Consider the following 17789-nt stretch of genomic DNA (forward strand, 5'->3'; position numbering starts at 1 on the left):
TTAAGAAACCTCTAAGTTTTTATAAAATTCCGCTTGCGTTGTGTACAGCTTGTAATATTCGCCCTGCTCATTCATCAGCTGCCCATGATTCCCCAACTCGACCATCTCGCCCAATTTCATAACTGCGATACGATTGCAGAATCGGCAGCTGGACATGCGGTGGGAAATATAGACGGTTGTTTTATCTTTGGTAAGTCCGGCAAAATTGGAATAGATCTCATATTCCGCCTTTGGTGAAAGCATCGCGGTGGGTTCATCCAAAATAATGAGCGAACAATTTTTAAACAGCGCTCGAGCAATGGCCAGCTTCTGCTGCTGCCCGCCTGATAACTCGATTCCGTCCTGATTAAAAAGACGTCCAAGCTCCGTATGCATATGCTTCGGCGAATTCTCAACGGTTTTATTCAAATTCAGATTGTCAATGATCTCCGTAATTTCTTCCTCATTATATTTTTTATCAAACACAATATTATCCAGAAGTGAAAAGTTTAATATGTTGAAGTCCTGAAACACGGCTGTAATATTTTTCATATAATCGTCAAGGGTGATGCGATGAATGTCGATCCCATTCATAAAAATCTGCCCTTTCGTCGGCCTATAGAACCTTAACAACAGCTTGATCAGTGTTGTTTTACCCGCGCCGTTTTCACCTACAATTGCCAATTTCTCATTGGCGAAGATCGTCAGGTTTAAATTTTTTATGGTGTAATGATCTTGCTCCGGGTATTTAAACCACACATCAACAAATTCGATTTCAAGCTGAGCGGAATCCAATCTATAATCGGAAATATATCCGGCATCTGTTTGACCCAATTCATTCGATGTGATTGTTTTCAAATAGGCAAAATAGGTTGAAAGATGCATTCCGGCCTTTTGAAGGGAGATGATGCAAGCTGATATACCGAATAGAGCGGCCACGAAGACACCTAAGCTGGTAATATAAACCACAATCTCCGACAGCGAAATAACTTTGTGGAAAGCAAGCCATCCGATATAAAAATAAACGGCTCCATTTATGAGTACTTGTAACGTATTCGAAAGGATGCTCATTAAAGTAAATGCATGAACGGCTTTCGTTACATCTCTCTTCATATAATTGAAATAATAATGCATCTTGTCGACGATCCACTGGCCTAATTTATTAATCCTCATTTCTTTGGCATAAGCAAAGTCAGTGGAAAGCTCCTGAAAATAACCGATTCTGCGGCCGATATTCACCAAGGAATGGCTCCATACTTGGAATTCTTTGTCTGCCGCAATCGTATTCAGGATCACACTAACAAAATAGGTGAATAACAATACGATAAAAACATAAGGTCCAAACGTTAGAAGAATGCTAATAACGCCAAAAAGTTGCAGTGTATTGGCAAAGAGCTGCTTGGAATCGATGATTGTATTTTTCAAATCCATAAAATGAGCTTGCCCGGGATAAAAAATTTCCATCGCTTTTTGCCTGTTATCGATAATCTTGGGGTCTTCAATTTGCTGATAGGATAAACTCATTGTTTTCAAATTGATTTCTTCTAGAAAGATTGTCTTAAATCGCAGGATTTTCTTTTGCTCGTATGTCCAAAACACGCCGTCTATGGAACGCAGCGATAGTTCAATGAGACACATCAGACCTACATACAAGAGTGTATGTGTCCATCTTGCTTGTCCGGTTAATTCATCTACAATCCATTTTAAGAAAAAAACACTGTTAAAGGGATGAATCGCTCTCACCCCTACAATGAACACACTATTCAAAATGTAAACTTTATCAAATGACCCTATCTTCCTGTACAGAAGATAGATATTCCAAAAATACCGTATCATCTCTTTCGTTCTATCAAGTAATTTCCCCAAGCAGCTTCCCTCCGCTCCAACTAGTGTGACATGATGACATTGTCTATAGAATTTCTTTGTAGTAGCGTGACTGTATTTCGTACATACCTTGATATAGGCCATTTTTATTCAAGAGTTCCTTGTGCGTTCCGTATTCCACAATTTCCCCGTCATCAAGCACACAAATTTTATCGCTAATGGACGAACTGCTCAAACGATGCGAGATAAAGATGGTTGTCTTGTCCTTTATTATTTTTGAGAATGTAATGTACATTTCGTTTTCGGCGATCGGAGACAAACTGGCGCTTGGCTCATCCAAAATCAAAACAGGACTGTTCTTGTACATCGCTCGGCAAAAAGCCAGCTTTTGGGCTTGTCCTCCTGAAAGCTCTACACCGTCACTATCGAACCTTCTTGATAAAATGGTTCTTTCCCGATAAAGAAGAGACTGAATTTTTTCCGACAGATTGTTTTGACTAAGTAAAGAATGAACAAGGGGGTCATATTCGGTCTTATCTTTAAAAGTAATATTTTCGTATACACTGATTGCAAAAATTTTAAAGTCCTGAAAGACGGTCGATAAGGCGTCCATATAGCTGTCATAGTCGTAATCTTTTATATTAATGCCGTTATAGAGTATAGCTCCGGACGTTACGTCGTACAGCCGCATCAGAAGCTTGATCAAGGTTGTTTTACCCGCTCCGTTTTCGCCTACGATTACAAGACACTCGCCGGGCTCAATGGTCAAATTAATATTTTTCACAATCAACCTGGGGTTATTGGGGTAATGAAAAGAAACATCGATAAGCTCAAACTTCCCTGGCGGACTCCCCGGTTCTATTTTTATTTTTTTTGAACTCTCCCTAAGTTCGCTTCTACGTCCCAAAAAAACAAAGAAATCGTCAATATAATTGTTTATGTTGTATAGATTCACGATATGGTCGAACAATGCCCGAAAGCTGTCGCTGAATTGTCTGATCCCGTTCATCAGAACAATGAAGTTCCCTATAGTCAGTCCTTTGAAAATTACCGAAAACACAAGAATAACGAGGATTGTGATCTCCTGGGTTATATTTATAAATGTACTGCCCAGCAATCCCTTCCTTTCATTTTTGATTGTTCTATCAAAAAACGAGAAATATTCATTTCTGTTTTCATCTCCTTTTCGGGTAACAAAATCTTTCAATTCGAATAATCTTATTTCCTTCGCAAACTTTAGCTCGGTAGCGAGATTAATAATGTAACGCCATTTCCTGTCGATGGGTAAAGCTTCTCTGTGAATTTGATAATTCTTATTTTGTATCTTTAAGCTGATAAACGTATTTATAAGGGAAACTGCCAATACGATGATGATCATGAATGGATTTAACAGCGACGCTAAATAAGTAATAAAACCCAATTGTGCGATAGCAATAAAAATGCCATTTACCGCCGCTAAATACCTTTCCAAATTATCGCCATTTGCGAGTACAAAAGAAGCCCGATTCATCTCCTGAATAATGGATTGATCTTCTGTGTATTTATAGTCCATATCAATCGATTTCTTGCAAAACATTGCAGTCAGCGGAACGAGCAGCCATTTGGAATGCAGCGTCGTTGCGCTTTTAGTATAAATCTGAGCATTCGTTACAACGAGATTAGCAATGAGCATCGCCAGAGTAATTTTACATATATAAAGCAGTCCGTGGTCAAATTGAATAGCATCAATTAAATATTTAAAGTAGATGATTGTAATAAAAGGCGCAACAGCATTACAGACAATATGTATAAAAGAAACGAGTAAGTAAAATTTATTATTTATAAACACCAATTTAAACAAACTTATCAGATTCTTTACGATTCTAATCTTCACTCAGTCAGCCTCCTAATAAGCGTGGGCCCCATCAAATCGAGCCCTTGGGAACATGCAGGAACATTCCCTGTATGTTCCCCTTGTAAGGAGCTCGTCAAGTCATTTAGTCCAATCATTGATCGAGGAAGGTGTCCAAGGTTTGATGAAATTTGTCATTCCGGAAATTTTCCGCTAAATTTTTTACCAGCAAATCAAGAATCGCCGCTGCTTCTGCATCGTCTACATAATTCTTTTTATATGAGGCGGAAACATGATAGATTTGATTAAAGTTCTTAATCTCCAGATCCAACGTAAACTTTGGAATATTGACAGCGTACGGGATGTCCTCCGTGCTTCTGTACTTTTTCAATGAGTTATCTTCGAAATCCATATAAAAGAAGAACTCAGGTTTTGAGCTTTTTAAATCCCCAATTAGATGGTTGTACTGATAAAATTGATTTTTAAGTCCTCCTATCGTTGTTTTCGTCACATTTTTCATATAGTCGTCTAACGACTGTTCGGGCTGCAATTCTACTCTGATTGGAATCAGGTTTGTAAAGACGCCTATCGAATGTTTAAATTCCGGTACATATCTGTTTAACACAGGCGTAAGAATCGAAATATCTTTCTTTTTTGTAATTTGGGCAAGCGACAGCATATATACGCCTAAGAAGATATTAAAAATCGTGGTCTTTCTTGACTTGGCAAACTCCAACATCGCATCGGCAAGCTCCGAACTTAATTCGATTGAAGTATGCCCATAAGCATGTTCGTCTGCTTGCTTGCTTTCGAATGGATTTGTAAAATCAAATCCGCTAAGCTGGTCTTTCCAATAATTACCCATGTCTTTGTACTCATTGGAAGTATAGAAAATCTTTTCAAACTCAACATACTTCGAATAAGGGCATAGAGGGTTGCCGGGTAAGTCATTCGTTCCAAAGGCCTCCATATGTTCCTGAAGAATAGTTGTAGAATACCCGTCCAGCAGAATATGGTGGAAATCAAAGAATAACAGTTTTTTATCAGGAGCCTCAAACAGAGTCAGATTAAACAACGGGTACTCGCTGAGCTTGAACGTTTTCAGGTATTTCGTATAGTCAATATTCGCCGCTGAATCGACTTTCACTCGTTGAATTTCGATGGGCTTCATCGGATTGACGACCTGCACCAATTTTTTGTTTACCGTTTTAAAAGTCGTTCTTAACATGTCGAACTGGCCAATAAATTTGTTTGCATTAATAACTAAATCCTCGTACTCATCTCCTGATTTGTCCGATACGAACCCGATATTATAGACATTTTTATTGTGCGCTAGCCGATAATCAAAATAAATCCTTTCTTGTGGATTGCTCATATCATAATAAGCAGCACTCGCCGTTTGTTCTTTTTGATTCCTGTCTGAATCTTCGGCCTTTTTGGCGTTTTCCATTTTTTCTTTGCGGGAAGCAATGTACGCGGAGAGGCTTTGGATAGAATCAAATTCAAACAAATCAGCGATTTTGACTATATTCGGATACAGCTTATTAATAATATCGTGCATTTCTGTAAGGAGAATGGAATCGCCGCCCATTTCAAAAAAGCCTTCATAAATATCCACTTCATCATACCCTAGAATCGTACAGTACACTTCACCGATCTTCTTTTCGACGGGCGAATAAACTCCCTCGATATTTCCTTTCAGTTTGATCTCCTTTGCATTTGCCGGTTCAACTTTTTCTGGAATTTCTTCTTTTTTGATTCGTTTCGAAATATATTCGGCTAGACTGTGAATGGAATCAAATTCGAATAAATCCGCAATCTTGACAATATTGGGATACAGCTTGTTAATGGTATCATGCATTTCCGTAAGGAGAATGGAGTCGCCGCCCATTTCGAAGAATCCCTCATAAATATCGGCTTCTTCATACCCCAAAATGTCGCAATAAACTTTTCCGATTTGCTTCTCGACAGGCGTGTAACGGTCTTCCACATTTCCAGTCAATTTGATTTCCTTGCCGGAACTGCTGACATGGCTCTTCTCTTGCAAAATGGTCGGAGGCGCTGCCATAACGGCATTCTTTGCCGCTGCAACCTCGTCAACCTGTCTTTTGTAAGTAAATTTAAAGATTTTCGCTGTAAAACTTGGAGCCACTGCATGACGGCTATTCCTCAAAAAGGATACCATGTCAACCTTTTCGTTAAACTGACCGATCACAACACGCTGCGGTTTACTTCTGAGCAGTTGGTTAAGGGCATTCGTCGCTTCTTGGTTGGATATGGCTTTAGTGACCGTGTCTACATTAGTGCCTGTATGATGAGCCATCCCCGTTTCTTTCCAAGCAACCCAGTTGACCGTATAAGTATTCCTGCCTTGCGCATTCAAGTAATCCGTATAGGAATCCAAAAATGCGTTTGCGGCCATATAACAGCTTTGTCCCGGTTCACCTGCATCAGTAACATTGGATGAATGCAGCAATATGAAATCCAACTGATCCTGCTGCGTAAATTTATCCAAGTTCCAGGTCCCCAGCACTTTTGGAGCGAATACGGACATGTAACTTTCTTTTGATTTCCGTAGAATGAAACTCGGTTCGACTACCCCGGCGCAATGAACGATGCCGTTTATTTGTTTATACTTTGCACGTACGGATTCCAGCATGTTCTGCACATCGTCCGCTTTACTGATATCACACTTGATAAATTCTAGTGCAGAGCCATTCATTTTTATCTCTTTGAAGTCTTTAATATTGTCCCTATATCCCTCTTTCTCTTGGTAACTTTCCCATAGCGATTCATCAGGAAACCCTTTTCTGCTTAGAAGAATCAGATTGCAATTGGCTTGCCGGCTAAACAGCTTTGCATTTTGCACGCCAATTCCGGAGGTGCCGCCCGTAATTATATAGGTCCCTCCATTGACAATCCGATTTGCAGTTTCCGGTTTAACATCTACCGCATCGAACTCCTCAATATAACTTTGTCCTTGGCGCAAACCAACCAAATACATGTTGTGGTCTGCAAAAAGCTGATCCGCAATGTGATCGATGGTTGTTTCCATATCCGTATCGATCGCACGACAGCTTATACTTGGGTTCTCTTGCTCAATAATCTTGCCAAGGCTCAGGACTGTCGCGCTGTGAGGCAGGGTTCGCTGTTCTTGCCCGAATATCCGACTTGCATTTGAGGCGACGAGCACAAGCTTAATATCTTGGTCAAGACGGGCCTTTACAAGACCTTTTACCAAGTTCACAGCATTGAAAAAGCCATATTCGAATTCCCCGTATAATTCATCGGCGTTTTTAGGCTCTTTATCCCGATAAGCGCCCATATGAACAATTTTACAGATTTTCATATCGGATAGCTGCGAAAATAATTCCTTGAACTGGTCGACATTGTTTTCAATCTGATACGTATCCTTATCTATTTGGCAAAAGGAATCATGCGCGGCAAAAACTTCAACGACTCTTACCCCTTTTTCCCTTAACCTTTGCGAAAGGATGAAATTCCCCTTGTTGTCGCAGTGGACGATCACGCAGACTTCGTCTTTTTGGGGCATTTTGATAGCACTCTTATCTTGAACGACCCATCTTTTATGGTGGAAGAAATGATCGTATAAACTTTCCTCTGTGCTTTTCTCCGCGCCGATCTTCCTGTCCTTCGCCGGGATTTGGTACCAGGCATGATGTCTAGCATAGGGATAGGTGGGCAGATGGAGCTTCCGATAGGGTTCGTTATACAAAACTCCCCATGCGATGTTTGCCCCTTTGATATAGCAGTTGCAAATTGCCTGCAAACCGGAGTCATTTTGATTTCCTATATTTGCGCAGTAACGGTTTGCTTCTTCCGTTAGCTTTTGCTGTTCCTTAGAAGTAATCTCATAGGAATATTTTTCCTTCTTGCTCTCGGGAACAATCGAATAATGGCCAGCATAACACCAATCATGTTTTATCTCATGGAACGATTCGCAATGAGTTAGTTCTGTCAGCTTGCTTACCAGCTCATTTTGATTATGATAAATAAAGGCTAACCGATGTGAGTAATGCTTTCTTCCAATATTCAGCGTGCAGGTTAAATCCAGAAGGTTCTCATTCTTATGTTCAAGCAAATAAGATCTGTACCGGTCGATTAATTGAAAAACTGCCTGTTCCGTTTTGGCCGACACTGTAAAAATTAGGGACTGTTTGCCGCTGCCGGCATTTGCGTTAACGGCTTTCGGCGCTTCTTCCAGAATAATGTGAGCATTTGTGCCGCTCATTCCAAAACCGCTGATCCCGATGATCGCCTTATCCCCTTTTGCCTTAAGCGGGGTCACTTTATCCACAATGTATAATGGAGAATTAATAAAGTCGATATTTGGGTTTGGCGATTGAAAATGGAGGGTTGGCGGTATGAGTTTGTTTTGGAGCGTTAATATGCATTTGAACAGTCCGCACATACCCGCGGCTTCATTGGCGTGCCCCAAATTGGTTTTAACAGAACCTACGCCACAAATTTGTTTATGCTCGGTAAAGGTTTCAAACGCGTGACGAATTCCTCTAATCTCAATGGGATCGCCAAGCTGAGTACCTGTGCCATGGGCTTCCATATAGCTGATATCGGCTGCCGTCACACCGGCATCGTGCCATGCCTGTTTAATGGCTTCGGATTGTGCCAGGTAATTTGGCGCGGCAATCCCGAAGGAGCTCCCATCCTGATTAATCGCACTTCCTTTAATAACAGCATAAATGGAGTCGCCGTCTTGCTGAGCCTTCTTCAGTGATTTGAGTAAAACGACCCCAACCCCTTCCGCTATAGCCGATCCGCTTGCATGATCGGAAAATGCCCGTGTTTTTTCTTCCGGGGATTCGAAGCCTACGCCGCTTCCATCGTCAAGAGGAATGGCCATAAGGGATGCCCCTCCTGCCAGTGCCATTTCACATTTGCCGAATCGAATCTGCTCACACGCCATATGCAGCGCAACCAGGGACGACGAACAAGCTGTATCGATGACCATACTGGGGCCTTTTAAATCAAATACATACGCGGCTCTGCTGGCTGTCATACTGACCTGGCCAATCGGCAAAGCATCATTGAACAGCTTTGGATCGACTTCATACAAGAGTCTGTTATATGCATTTCCAAGATTGGCCGTATACCCGAGGAATATCCCGGTATTCGTGCCTTTCACACCGTCCGCGCCATAGCCGGCATCATCAATTGCATTGGAACAGCACTGCAAAAAGATTCGCAAGACCGGATCAAGCAGCGCGGCATCACGAGGCGATATCCCGAAAAAAGCGTGATCGAATTTGTTAACTTCATCTAAATACCCGCATTTCCGAAATCGAATGCGACTTTCGTCAAATTCCCGGGAAAGCAGATGATTCGTGATATCAACGGATCGTTCGGCCGGGATATCGCGGACAACGTTAATCCCATTAACTAGAACTTCCCAATAACTATCTAAGTTGTTGCAGGCCGGAAGCTCTAATCCAACACCGATAATGGCGACACTGCCGTCATCGTTCTCCACAGACATAGCTTCCCTGGAAGCAGCTTTAACAGGATTCAAATTGACTGGGCTGGGCGCAGCACCATGCGCCTCTATAAAGACAGGTTCTAGAAAAGCGGGTTCAGTCACCTTAAACTCAGTCTCTTCGCTTTCCGGTTGTGCAGCAGCACCACCCTGAGCTATTTTATTGCTGATATGTTCTGCCAATAAACTGACAGTCGGATAGGAGAACAGGTCGGTTACCTGCAAAATCCCGGGAAACAGCTCATTCAGATCTTTATAAATAATCGATAACAAGATCGAATTGGCACCCAATTCAAAGAAATTTTGATGAACCTGAATATCTTCATAGCCCAGATTTTTGCAGCATACTCTAATAAGAGTTTCTTCTACATTTGCATATGTTTCACTATGGATGGCAGGATTCGATTTTGCGGAACCAGCGTTATCATAAGTCTCCGCATGCAAAGCCTCCAAAATTCGGGGAGATAACTGCATGGGGTACGTCTTTAACAGCATAGAAATTTTGTCTTTCAGATTTAAGCGAGCTATTACAACAGAACCGCTATCGTTTTGCAGCACCGTAAACAACGCGCCGATGGCTTCTTTGATCTTTATAGTCTGAAATAACGTATCAATTGTAAAGTTGGACTTGACTGCCATCCCTATTTCCGACCACGTAGCCCAGTTTACGGTAATGCTTTTGCTTCCGGTTGCTTTATTGCGGTATTCGCTATAGCTATCCAAATAAATATTCCCTGCGATATAACCCGGCAGATCGGCACTGCTAAAAATAGTGGAAATACTTGAGAACATAAGAAAGAAATCCAGGTTCTGATCTCTTGTAGCATGGTCCAGATTATAAGTCCCTATCACCTTGGGCTTTAGTATATTTGTGAAATGCTCTTCGTTCAGCTGTTCGAACGTAATGCCTCCGCTGATCCCTGCACTGTGGACGATTCCGTTAAGCTTCCCATACTTCGCATGTACTGTGCGAATAACAGATTGCAGCGCATCGGCATCCGCAATATCCAGGGCGAAATAATCCACATGCCCAGCTTTAGCTTTGAGCAAGCGAAGCCGCTCAATCTTCTCCGCCAAATCGCTTCCCGGATGGCTTCGCAGTATCGAATCCCATTCCGATTGTTCGGGCAGCGGCGTGCGGCCAACAAGAATGATAGAAACCGATTTGGCCCGACCGGCTATTTCCATTGCAGTTTCAGAGCCTATTCCACCCAACCCGCCGCTTATCAAGTACACTCCTTGATCTTTAACCACGAGCTGCTTGCTGTCCGCGGCGATTTCCGCTTCCTGCAGGCCCTCGCAGAAACGTTTATTATTGCGGTAAGCCACAATATCCTCTTTGGAGACAGAACAAATTTCATCGACGATCCTAATCCAACTCGTGCCAGGGTCCTTGTCAATACAGCATGAAGCAATATTTTTAAACATACGATTAAAGGATTTGCACAGGCCGAAAACGGGCGAACCATTCGGGTTCAAATAAGCCTCTTCCCCTGTAACCCGGAAACAATTGTTCAGGACAGGAACGACTTTTAAAAGATTCTCGTAATTTGAAAATTCGCGGTATAGGCCTACAATGCCTAATAACATCACGTTTTGCATATGGAGCAATTCTTCCGGGAGCCAATCTTCTTTTGTGCCAAACAAATCGGCAATTACAATGTGCGAAAGATCCTTAAAGGAGATTCTCCTATACAGCTGTCCAAAATATTTTTCAAGACCGATCCTCTTCGCTTCCGCAGTATCTATGGAAATCCGCTCTACGTCAAAAAAACGCTGCTGCAAACCTTCGTACAGCTGTTCAACAGAATCATCTGACAGGTGAATGAACAAGCATCTTCCCAGCTCAACGTTCTTCTCAATCGGTTGCGCTTCCACAAAGATTCTTTTGTAAAACAAATCGGAAGAAGCAGGGATAGAGGCAGGAGAGAAAGGGATGGCTTCGCTATTATATTTAAGGGCATTCAATTGGTCCGCCAATTCGTTCCAGTTTTTCTTTTTCTCCTTCTTGGGCAGCCAGCAACGGCTTCTCTTAAAAGGGTAAGGGGGAATTGTGATATGTCTGGGTTCGAACCCTTTGTAGAGCGAGCTCCAGTCTAATTTAGCACCATAACTGTATACACTAGCTATAAATTCAAAATCGGAACGGATTTCATCGTGCAAAACATCGGTTGGATTGCCTGCCAAACAGGTGGCGATGTTGGCATTGCAGCGCTTTACCGCCGATCGAACTTGACCATAATCAATTTGTTGCGATGTGTGCTCATGGTCGTAGTACACTCCCGGCAGACGGTTCCATTCGCTTGGATCGCAGTCGGCCAACCGATGTAAAGTGCCAACCAAGTCATTTCGATTGGAAAATACGACAGCCAGTCTTTTGGCGTAATGGGTTCTGTACAAATTTGCATTAACGGCAAAAAGATTCGCATCAACATCACTTTTTTCCAAATATTCTTTGTATTGTTTGCACAAAGAAACCAAGCTTTCGGATGACTTTGCCGAAATTCCGAGTACATGCTGTCCGGTCAGTTGCAGATCCTCAAGGTTATTTTCATATTCCTGCACAATAACATGACAATTTGTACCGCTGATGCCAAAGGCGCTGACCCCGCAAACCCTTAAGCCATTCTTATTCCAGTCTTTCGTAGTAGTGTTTATGTAGAAGGGAGAATCACAAAAATCAATCTTTAGGTTAGGAATGTTGAAGTGGCTTGCTCCCGGTATCTTTTTATTCTTAATGGCGGCAAGCGCCTTAATAAAAGAAGCAACTCCGGCAGCTTCATATAAATGTCCGATATTGCTTTTCGATGAGCTCAATCCGCAGAATTGCCTTTTATCCGTATACTTCTCAAATGCGCTCGTAAGACCTCGAAATTCAATCGGATCTCCAAGCGCGGTTGCCGTGCCGTGCGTCTCAATATAGTCGATCTCTTCAGGGGAAATTCCGGACGACTGCAGGGCATCCAAAATAACATTGGCCTGAGCGGCGGGATTTGGAGCCGTAATGCTTGCAGACGCGCCATCATTATTAATCGCGCTGCCCTTGATTACCGCATAAATATGATCTTTGTCTTGTTCCGCTGCTTTTAACGATTTCAATAAAACAACCGCAGATCCTTCTCCTATTGCCGCTCCGCTGGCCGTATTGTCAAAGGTTCTGGTTTTACTATCATCCGTTTCAAAGCCTACATTCATATCATCATAGGCAATTGGAAACGAATGCAGTCTGATGCCGCCGGCGATCGCCATGGAACATGTGCCATTTTTGATGCTTACGCATGCATCATGAATGGCCACCAGAGATGAAGAACACGCGGAGTCAATAACCATCGTCGGCCCTTTCAAATTTAATAGGTACGATGCGCGGGAAGGCACCATGCAAGGCATATTGCCTACATTTGAATACTTGATCAATTCAGGATTATTATGGAAAATATTCGTGGAATAATTATCTTTCGTAGAGCCAGGGGTATAACCGATAAAAATACCGGTTTTGGAACCGTTCAACATTTCCGATGTGTAGCCAGCATCGTCGAATGCATGGAAAATGGTCTGCAGCAATATCCGTTGTATAGGATCCATGACTTGTGCCTCTATAGGCGGGAGTTTGAAAAACTCATAGTCGAATTCGTCTATACGCTCCAAATATCCAGCCTTGTTGTATGATATTTTACTGTTGGAATTCGGCATCATCAACGTATAGATGTGGGCAAGCTCTTGCAAATCATCTTGGCGGCCTTGCGGAAGATCCCTGATGAGGTCTATATTATTTTCAAAAACTTCCCAAAATTCATCCAGATTGTTGGTGCCGGCTATTTGCAATCCTATGCCAATAACCGCTATATCATCTTCTTTATAAGGCGAATGATCGATATGGTTATTTTTCATGACATGATCCCGCTTTCTACAGAGTCTGAAATACTTTGGTAAAATGATAGAAAGAATTGGTTTCATCCAATAACGTTTTTACGCAATTTCTGATTTGTCTCGGGTCAAGCTTTTTGATTCGCAACGCCGCAATCAACATATCAAGCATTTCGGCCTGCATCTCGCTTTTCACACCGTCTCTATGCTTTGATGTCGCATTGTATTTCTCTTTGAGCTTTTCATAGATTTTAACAACTTCCTTGTATTCATTGTGATCCGTGTTCTTGTTCTCTGTAGAAACTAAAATGCTAAGGCATCTTCCGGCAAAATTGGGCAGATCTTTAGCGAAATTCGGGTCGGATGTAAACAAAACATCCAGCTTGTGCTTGTCATTGATCAAGCCATAACAATAGGTTTTCAAGTTCGGCAGATTTTCCTTAATAAATTCGGATAATAGCAGCTTAGGGCTCATTTCAATCGTCGCCGTAACGCCAAATCGCCGGAAGAGATGAAGGGCTGAAGTAAACAGAACCGGAGAAATTAAGTGATAAGTCAAACTTTTAGCAATTTTATTCGGGTCCGATAAAGGATTACCGGTATAGTTGGATATAACAGGAAATCTAAACGGATAAAATTCAAAACCGCTAATATACTCCAAATACTCCATACAAATTTCGTTCATGATCGGACAATGAATCGGCGGACTGCTGAAAAGCGGGGATACCATGGCCTCTTTATCAAGCAGCTGCTGTTCGACCGCTTCAAGTTTCTCATTTAAGCCGCTTATCGCGTATTGACTATTTGAGTTGAAGCATGAAATAAATACGCTCCCCTCCGCATTGGCCGCTCTGATACACTCTTCTATGATTTCCTGTTTGGATTGTTCGATGATGGCCATATGACCTATATCTTTTTGAACTACTCCGTTTATTAATTCCCCCCTTTTCATCATGATTGCTATCGCATCCCTGAAAGTTACAGCCCCGGCACTCACAAGAGCAGCATATTCGCCAATACTGTGGCCTACTGCAAATTGAGGGTAAACCCCATAATCCTCCATGTACGCTCTAAATATCGCAATCTCGGTCGTTAAAATAGCAAGCTGCATATTGGAAAATTCATTCATGCTGCTCACGCTTCCGTTAAAACATAGATTGGCGACATCGATTCCCGAAACATCGCTCGCTTCCTCGAATGTCTGTTTCGAGATCGAGTAGTGATCAAAAAACGATTTGCCCATCTGTATAAACTGTGTTCCTTGTCCCGGAAAAATAAAAGCGAACTTTTCCATGATCAAATGCCTCCCTGCATACTATTTTTCCACAGCCAGCCTGATATACCCGGGCAACGGCTGTATATTGGAAAGATCATTTTCGAATACGATATAATTTCCGTCTTCGTGAATCTCTTTGAACCCGGCAAATTTATACGTAACATACATCATCCGATTTCTGTCCGTCGTGACAAACTCGGCACGCAGAACCGCATTTGCCTTCTTGGCAAGGTTCATGACGTGATTGATCATGACCGTCCCTACTCCGCGTGACATGACGCGACAGGACATCAGCAGGAGCTTTATGGTCCATACGTCTTGTCCTATTTCTATAAGCGTTAGCCCTATTTTACCGTAGGTCCCATATTTATCTTCCAAATCCGAAATGAGCAGCAAATGAGTATCCGATGTACTCATCTTGTCGATCTCTTCGTACGAATACGTGTATCCGGTAGTATTTAATTGATGGGTTCTTACCGTCAGTTCCTCCGCTCGCTGCAAGTCCCCTTCTTTAACCCTTGATATAAAAAATTTCATATTGAGCGACGCTAAAAACTCTTCGTGTGTACCTATAAAGCTTTCCTCTACAAGGTTCCGTTTGATATCGCTCATATACATTTTTCTTCGATTTTTTGAATCTTCTGTAACGAATTTCGGGTTCATCTCGGGCATGTCCAGGAGCAGGTGCAAATCCAAAGCGTCTATACAAAGGACTTCAGGAAGCGCATATTTGACTTCTTCTCGTTCAAAGGGTTGATCATCGACAAATGCCAGTGTGTCTATGCCTATATTGATGGATTCCGCAATAGCCGCGATGGAAGAGGATTTCGAGTTCCAGTTGATTTGAGGATAGATGAAATATTCCTGCAGTCCAAACTCTTCAAGCTTATTCATGGCTGCCTGATGATCATTTTTACTCGCAACGGACTGCAAGATCCCACGGTTGTCCAGCGTTTTGATAATATCAACGGCCCCGCTTCGAAGCGTGACGTTGTTGTCTTCAAGAAGTACCCCGTCCCAAATCGTATTGTCTAAATCCCATACAATACATTTGATCTTTTGTTTTTCCTTCGTTGCGGTGCTTTCTTTGTTCATCACGCATCCCTCCAACGCGGCTTGTATAAAGTGGTTAGGTGTTCCTCAATGTGTTCATTGCGATAAGCATCTCGTGCATTTGCGTAGTTCCCTCGATAATTTCATTGATTTTGGCGTCGCGCATATACCTTTCAACGGGATAATCACGGCTGCATCCATTTGCCCCATGAATTTGCACAGCATCACTTGCTACCTGATTAATCATCCTGGAGGCAAAATATTTTGCCGTCCACGTTTCCATAATCGAATCGGGATCCATGGCATCCTTCAAGTATCCCGAATGGTAACATAGTAATCTTGCCGCCTTAGTATTTACCGCCATTTCGGTTAACATTTTTTGGATCAGTTGATTCTCCCGTAAAGGCGAACCAAATTGCTTCCTTTTCCTCGCATAGCTCACGGATTGTTCCAAGCAGGCTTGTCCCAGGCCGACACATCCGCAGGCAACGGTGTATCTTCCATAATCCAGACAATTTAAAGCCACGTGCGATAAGCCTGTCCCCACTCGTCCCACAATGTGTTCTTTCGGGATTTTGCAATCGTCAAAATGCAGCTCCGCCAGCATCGAAGCTCTTACTCCCAGCATCCCCGTTATGGGGGTTCTGACAAATCCGGGAGAACTGCTCTCGACCAAAAAAGCGGTGGGTTTGCCTTCACACTGTGCAAACACCAAGTAAATATCAGCGATCTGCCCCATGGTGATCCACTTTTTGCGTCCATTCAGCACATAGCAATCGTCCGAAAGAACAGCTGTTGTCTGTACATTCTTAGCATCGCTGCCTACATCCGGCTCTGTAAGCGCAAAAGCGCCTATGATTTCGCCGGCGGCCAGTTGGGGCAGCAACCGGCTTCGCTGTTCATCGCTTCCCCACCTTAGAATGGCCAATGCCACCATTCCATGGACGGTCAGCAAGCTTCTAACGGAGGAACATCCTCGTCCCGTTTCTTCATTCAAGATGCCGACTGTAACCCAATCCAGTCCCATTCCGCCGTATTCCTTCGGAAGCATGGAACCCAAGTATCCTTTCTCTTTCAGCTTCGCTATAATTTCGGGCGCAATACGTTCCTCCCGGTCGTTCTCTTCAGCACTAGGTTCGATTACCTGATCTGCAAATTCTCTGAATTCAGCCTTCCATGCCTGTTGTTCCTTGGTCAGTTCAATTATCATTAACTGGCTTTCCTTTCGACAAGTTCATAAATGGAATTGATAGACCTGAAATTGTCCATATCGAGATCTTTATTGTCAACTCTTATTTTGAATTCTTTTTCGAGGAACATAACTAACTGCATAGCAAATAAAGAGTTTACAAATCCCAATGAGAATATATCCTCGTCATCCCGCAGTTCGTGCTTTTTGAAAAATTTGCCGAGAAATCCCTTAATCCTGACCTTTACATGTACATTTTCCATAAAAAATCACCTTCCTTTAAGTAAAATACTTTGTCAATTCATTGTTTTAACTTTAATTTGGCCCCCTTCCTACGCGACTTTATTCATATGTATAAAACCCCTGTCCCGACTTTCTGCCGTACAAGCCGGCTGCGACCATTTTACGCAATAGGGGACAGCAGCGAAATTTGGAATCCTGGTAACTTTCATATAAAACATCCAAAGATTGCACCACTGTATCCAAGCCTATCAAATCTGCAGTTTCCAATGGCCCCATTTTATGCGAATAACATTTTTTAAAAATATCATCTACTTCCTGGGGCGAAGCTACCTGATCCTGGACTACAAAAGCCGCTTCATTCATAAATAAATGTGAAATCCTATTCGAGACAAAGCCCGGATAATCGTTCACTACGATCGTTTCTTTGCCAATTGTGAAAAGCAGTTCCTTGGTCCGCTCGATAGTTGAATCAGATGTATGATAACCGCGGATGATTTCAACCGCCGATTTCACAGGCACGGGATTCATAAAATGAGCTCCCAGGATAAAGGATGGCCTTTTAGTTAAAGATGCAACCTTTGTTATAGATATACATGAAGTATTAACCAGGATTACGCAGTTATCTTGACAGATCTCATCTAATTTTTTATAAACCTCACTCTTGGTTTCCCATTTTTCAGCAACATTCTCTACGATAAAATCCACCTCGGCCAGCAACCCATAATCGGTAGAAAATTTTATTCTTGATAGTACTGTTTCAGGCTCCATTACAACTTCGCTCTTCTTGAATAATCCCTGAAACCTCACGTTGTTATAGATTTCCTCGCTTGCTTTCTCCAGTATGCTCTCACAAATATCTATGAGAACAACCGGATAGCCGAATTGTGCGAAGTTCTGGGCAACTCCTCTGCCCATAACCCCAGCGCCAATTACTCCTATTTTTTCCAAATAAATCACTCCCTCGTTAAATAAACTTCCCGAAAACATGCCAAAATCAGTGGATTTGCCGCTATGAATT

The 17789-nt window shown here is 42.4% G+C and carries 8 protein-coding genes; all 8 read right to left on the reverse strand.

The genetic code is table 11. The annotated features are described in order from the left end of the window. The 8 genes from AC0LWT_RS10810 to AC0LWT_RS10845 all read right to left on the reverse strand — a co-directional run bounded on the left by AC0LWT_RS10810 (position 1) and on the right by AC0LWT_RS10845 (position 17758). The gene (locus AC0LWT_RS10810; protein WP_474681248.1) at positions 1-1845 is read right to left on the reverse strand and encodes an ABC transporter ATP-binding protein; all 1845 of its coding nucleotides are present in this window, start codon (positions 1843-1845) and stop codon (positions 1-3) included. A gap of 43 nt (positions 1846-1888) precedes the next feature. Next, the gene (locus AC0LWT_RS10815) at positions 1889-3676 is read right to left on the reverse strand and encodes an ABC transporter ATP-binding protein (protein ID WP_474681249.1); all 1788 of its coding nucleotides are present in this window, start codon (positions 3674-3676) and stop codon (positions 1889-1891) included. Positions 3677-3788: 112 nt separating this feature from the next. Further along, entirely contained in the window at positions 3789-13034 is a 9246-nt protein-coding gene (locus AC0LWT_RS10820; protein ID WP_474681250.1) for an SDR family NAD(P)-dependent oxidoreductase, read from the reverse strand. A gap of 16 nt (positions 13035-13050) precedes the next feature. After that, positions 13051-14304, reverse strand: a complete 1254-nt coding sequence (locus tag AC0LWT_RS10825) for an ACP S-malonyltransferase (RefSeq protein ID WP_474681251.1) — start codon at positions 14302-14304, stop codon at positions 13051-13053. A gap of 21 nt (positions 14305-14325) precedes the next feature. Next, entirely contained in the window at positions 14326-15381 is a 1056-nt protein-coding gene (locus AC0LWT_RS10830) for an HAD-IIIC family phosphatase (protein WP_474681252.1), read from the reverse strand. A 34-nt stretch (positions 15382-15415) separates the two neighbouring features. Beyond that, a complete protein-coding gene (locus tag AC0LWT_RS10835) occupies positions 15416-16549 on the reverse strand; it encodes an acyl-CoA dehydrogenase family protein (RefSeq protein ID WP_474681253.1) in 1134 nt (377 codons plus the stop codon). Next, a complete protein-coding gene (locus AC0LWT_RS10840) occupies positions 16549-16791 on the reverse strand; it encodes an acyl carrier protein (RefSeq protein ID WP_474681254.1) in 243 nt (80 codons plus the stop codon). Before AC0LWT_RS10840 ends, AC0LWT_RS10835 begins: the two co-directional genes overlap by 1 nt. A 79-nt stretch (positions 16792-16870) precedes the next feature. After that, entirely contained in the window at positions 16871-17758 is an 888-nt protein-coding gene (locus AC0LWT_RS10845) for a 3-hydroxyacyl-CoA dehydrogenase family protein (protein ID WP_474681255.1), read from the reverse strand. Between the last annotated feature and the right edge of the window lie 31 nt (positions 17759-17789).

Source organism: Paenibacillus sp. sgz302164 (assembly GCF_056120505.1).

Excerpts from the sequence above, each read along its gene's own strand:
- AC0LWT_RS10825 (WP_474681251.1), bottom strand. The coding sequence starts at position 14,304 with ATGGAAAAGTTCGCTTTTATTTTTCCGGGACAAGGAACACAGTTTATA.
- AC0LWT_RS10835 (WP_474681253.1), bottom strand. The coding sequence starts at position 16,549 with ATGATAATTGAACTGACCAAGGAACAACAGGCATGGAAGGCTGAATTC.
- AC0LWT_RS10820 (WP_474681250.1), bottom strand. The coding sequence starts at position 13,034 with ATGAAAAATAACCATATCGATCATTCGCCTTATAAAGAAGATGATATA.
- AC0LWT_RS10830 (WP_474681252.1), bottom strand. The coding sequence starts at position 15,381 with ATGAACAAAGAAAGCACCGCAACGAAGGAAAAACAAAAGATCAAATGT.
- AC0LWT_RS10845 (WP_474681255.1), bottom strand. The coding sequence starts at position 17,758 with ATGTTTTCGGGAAGTTTATTTAACGAGGGAGTGATTTATTTGGAAAAA.
- AC0LWT_RS10840 (WP_474681254.1), bottom strand. The coding sequence starts at position 16,791 with ATGGAAAATGTACATGTAAAGGTCAGGATTAAGGGATTTCTCGGCAAA.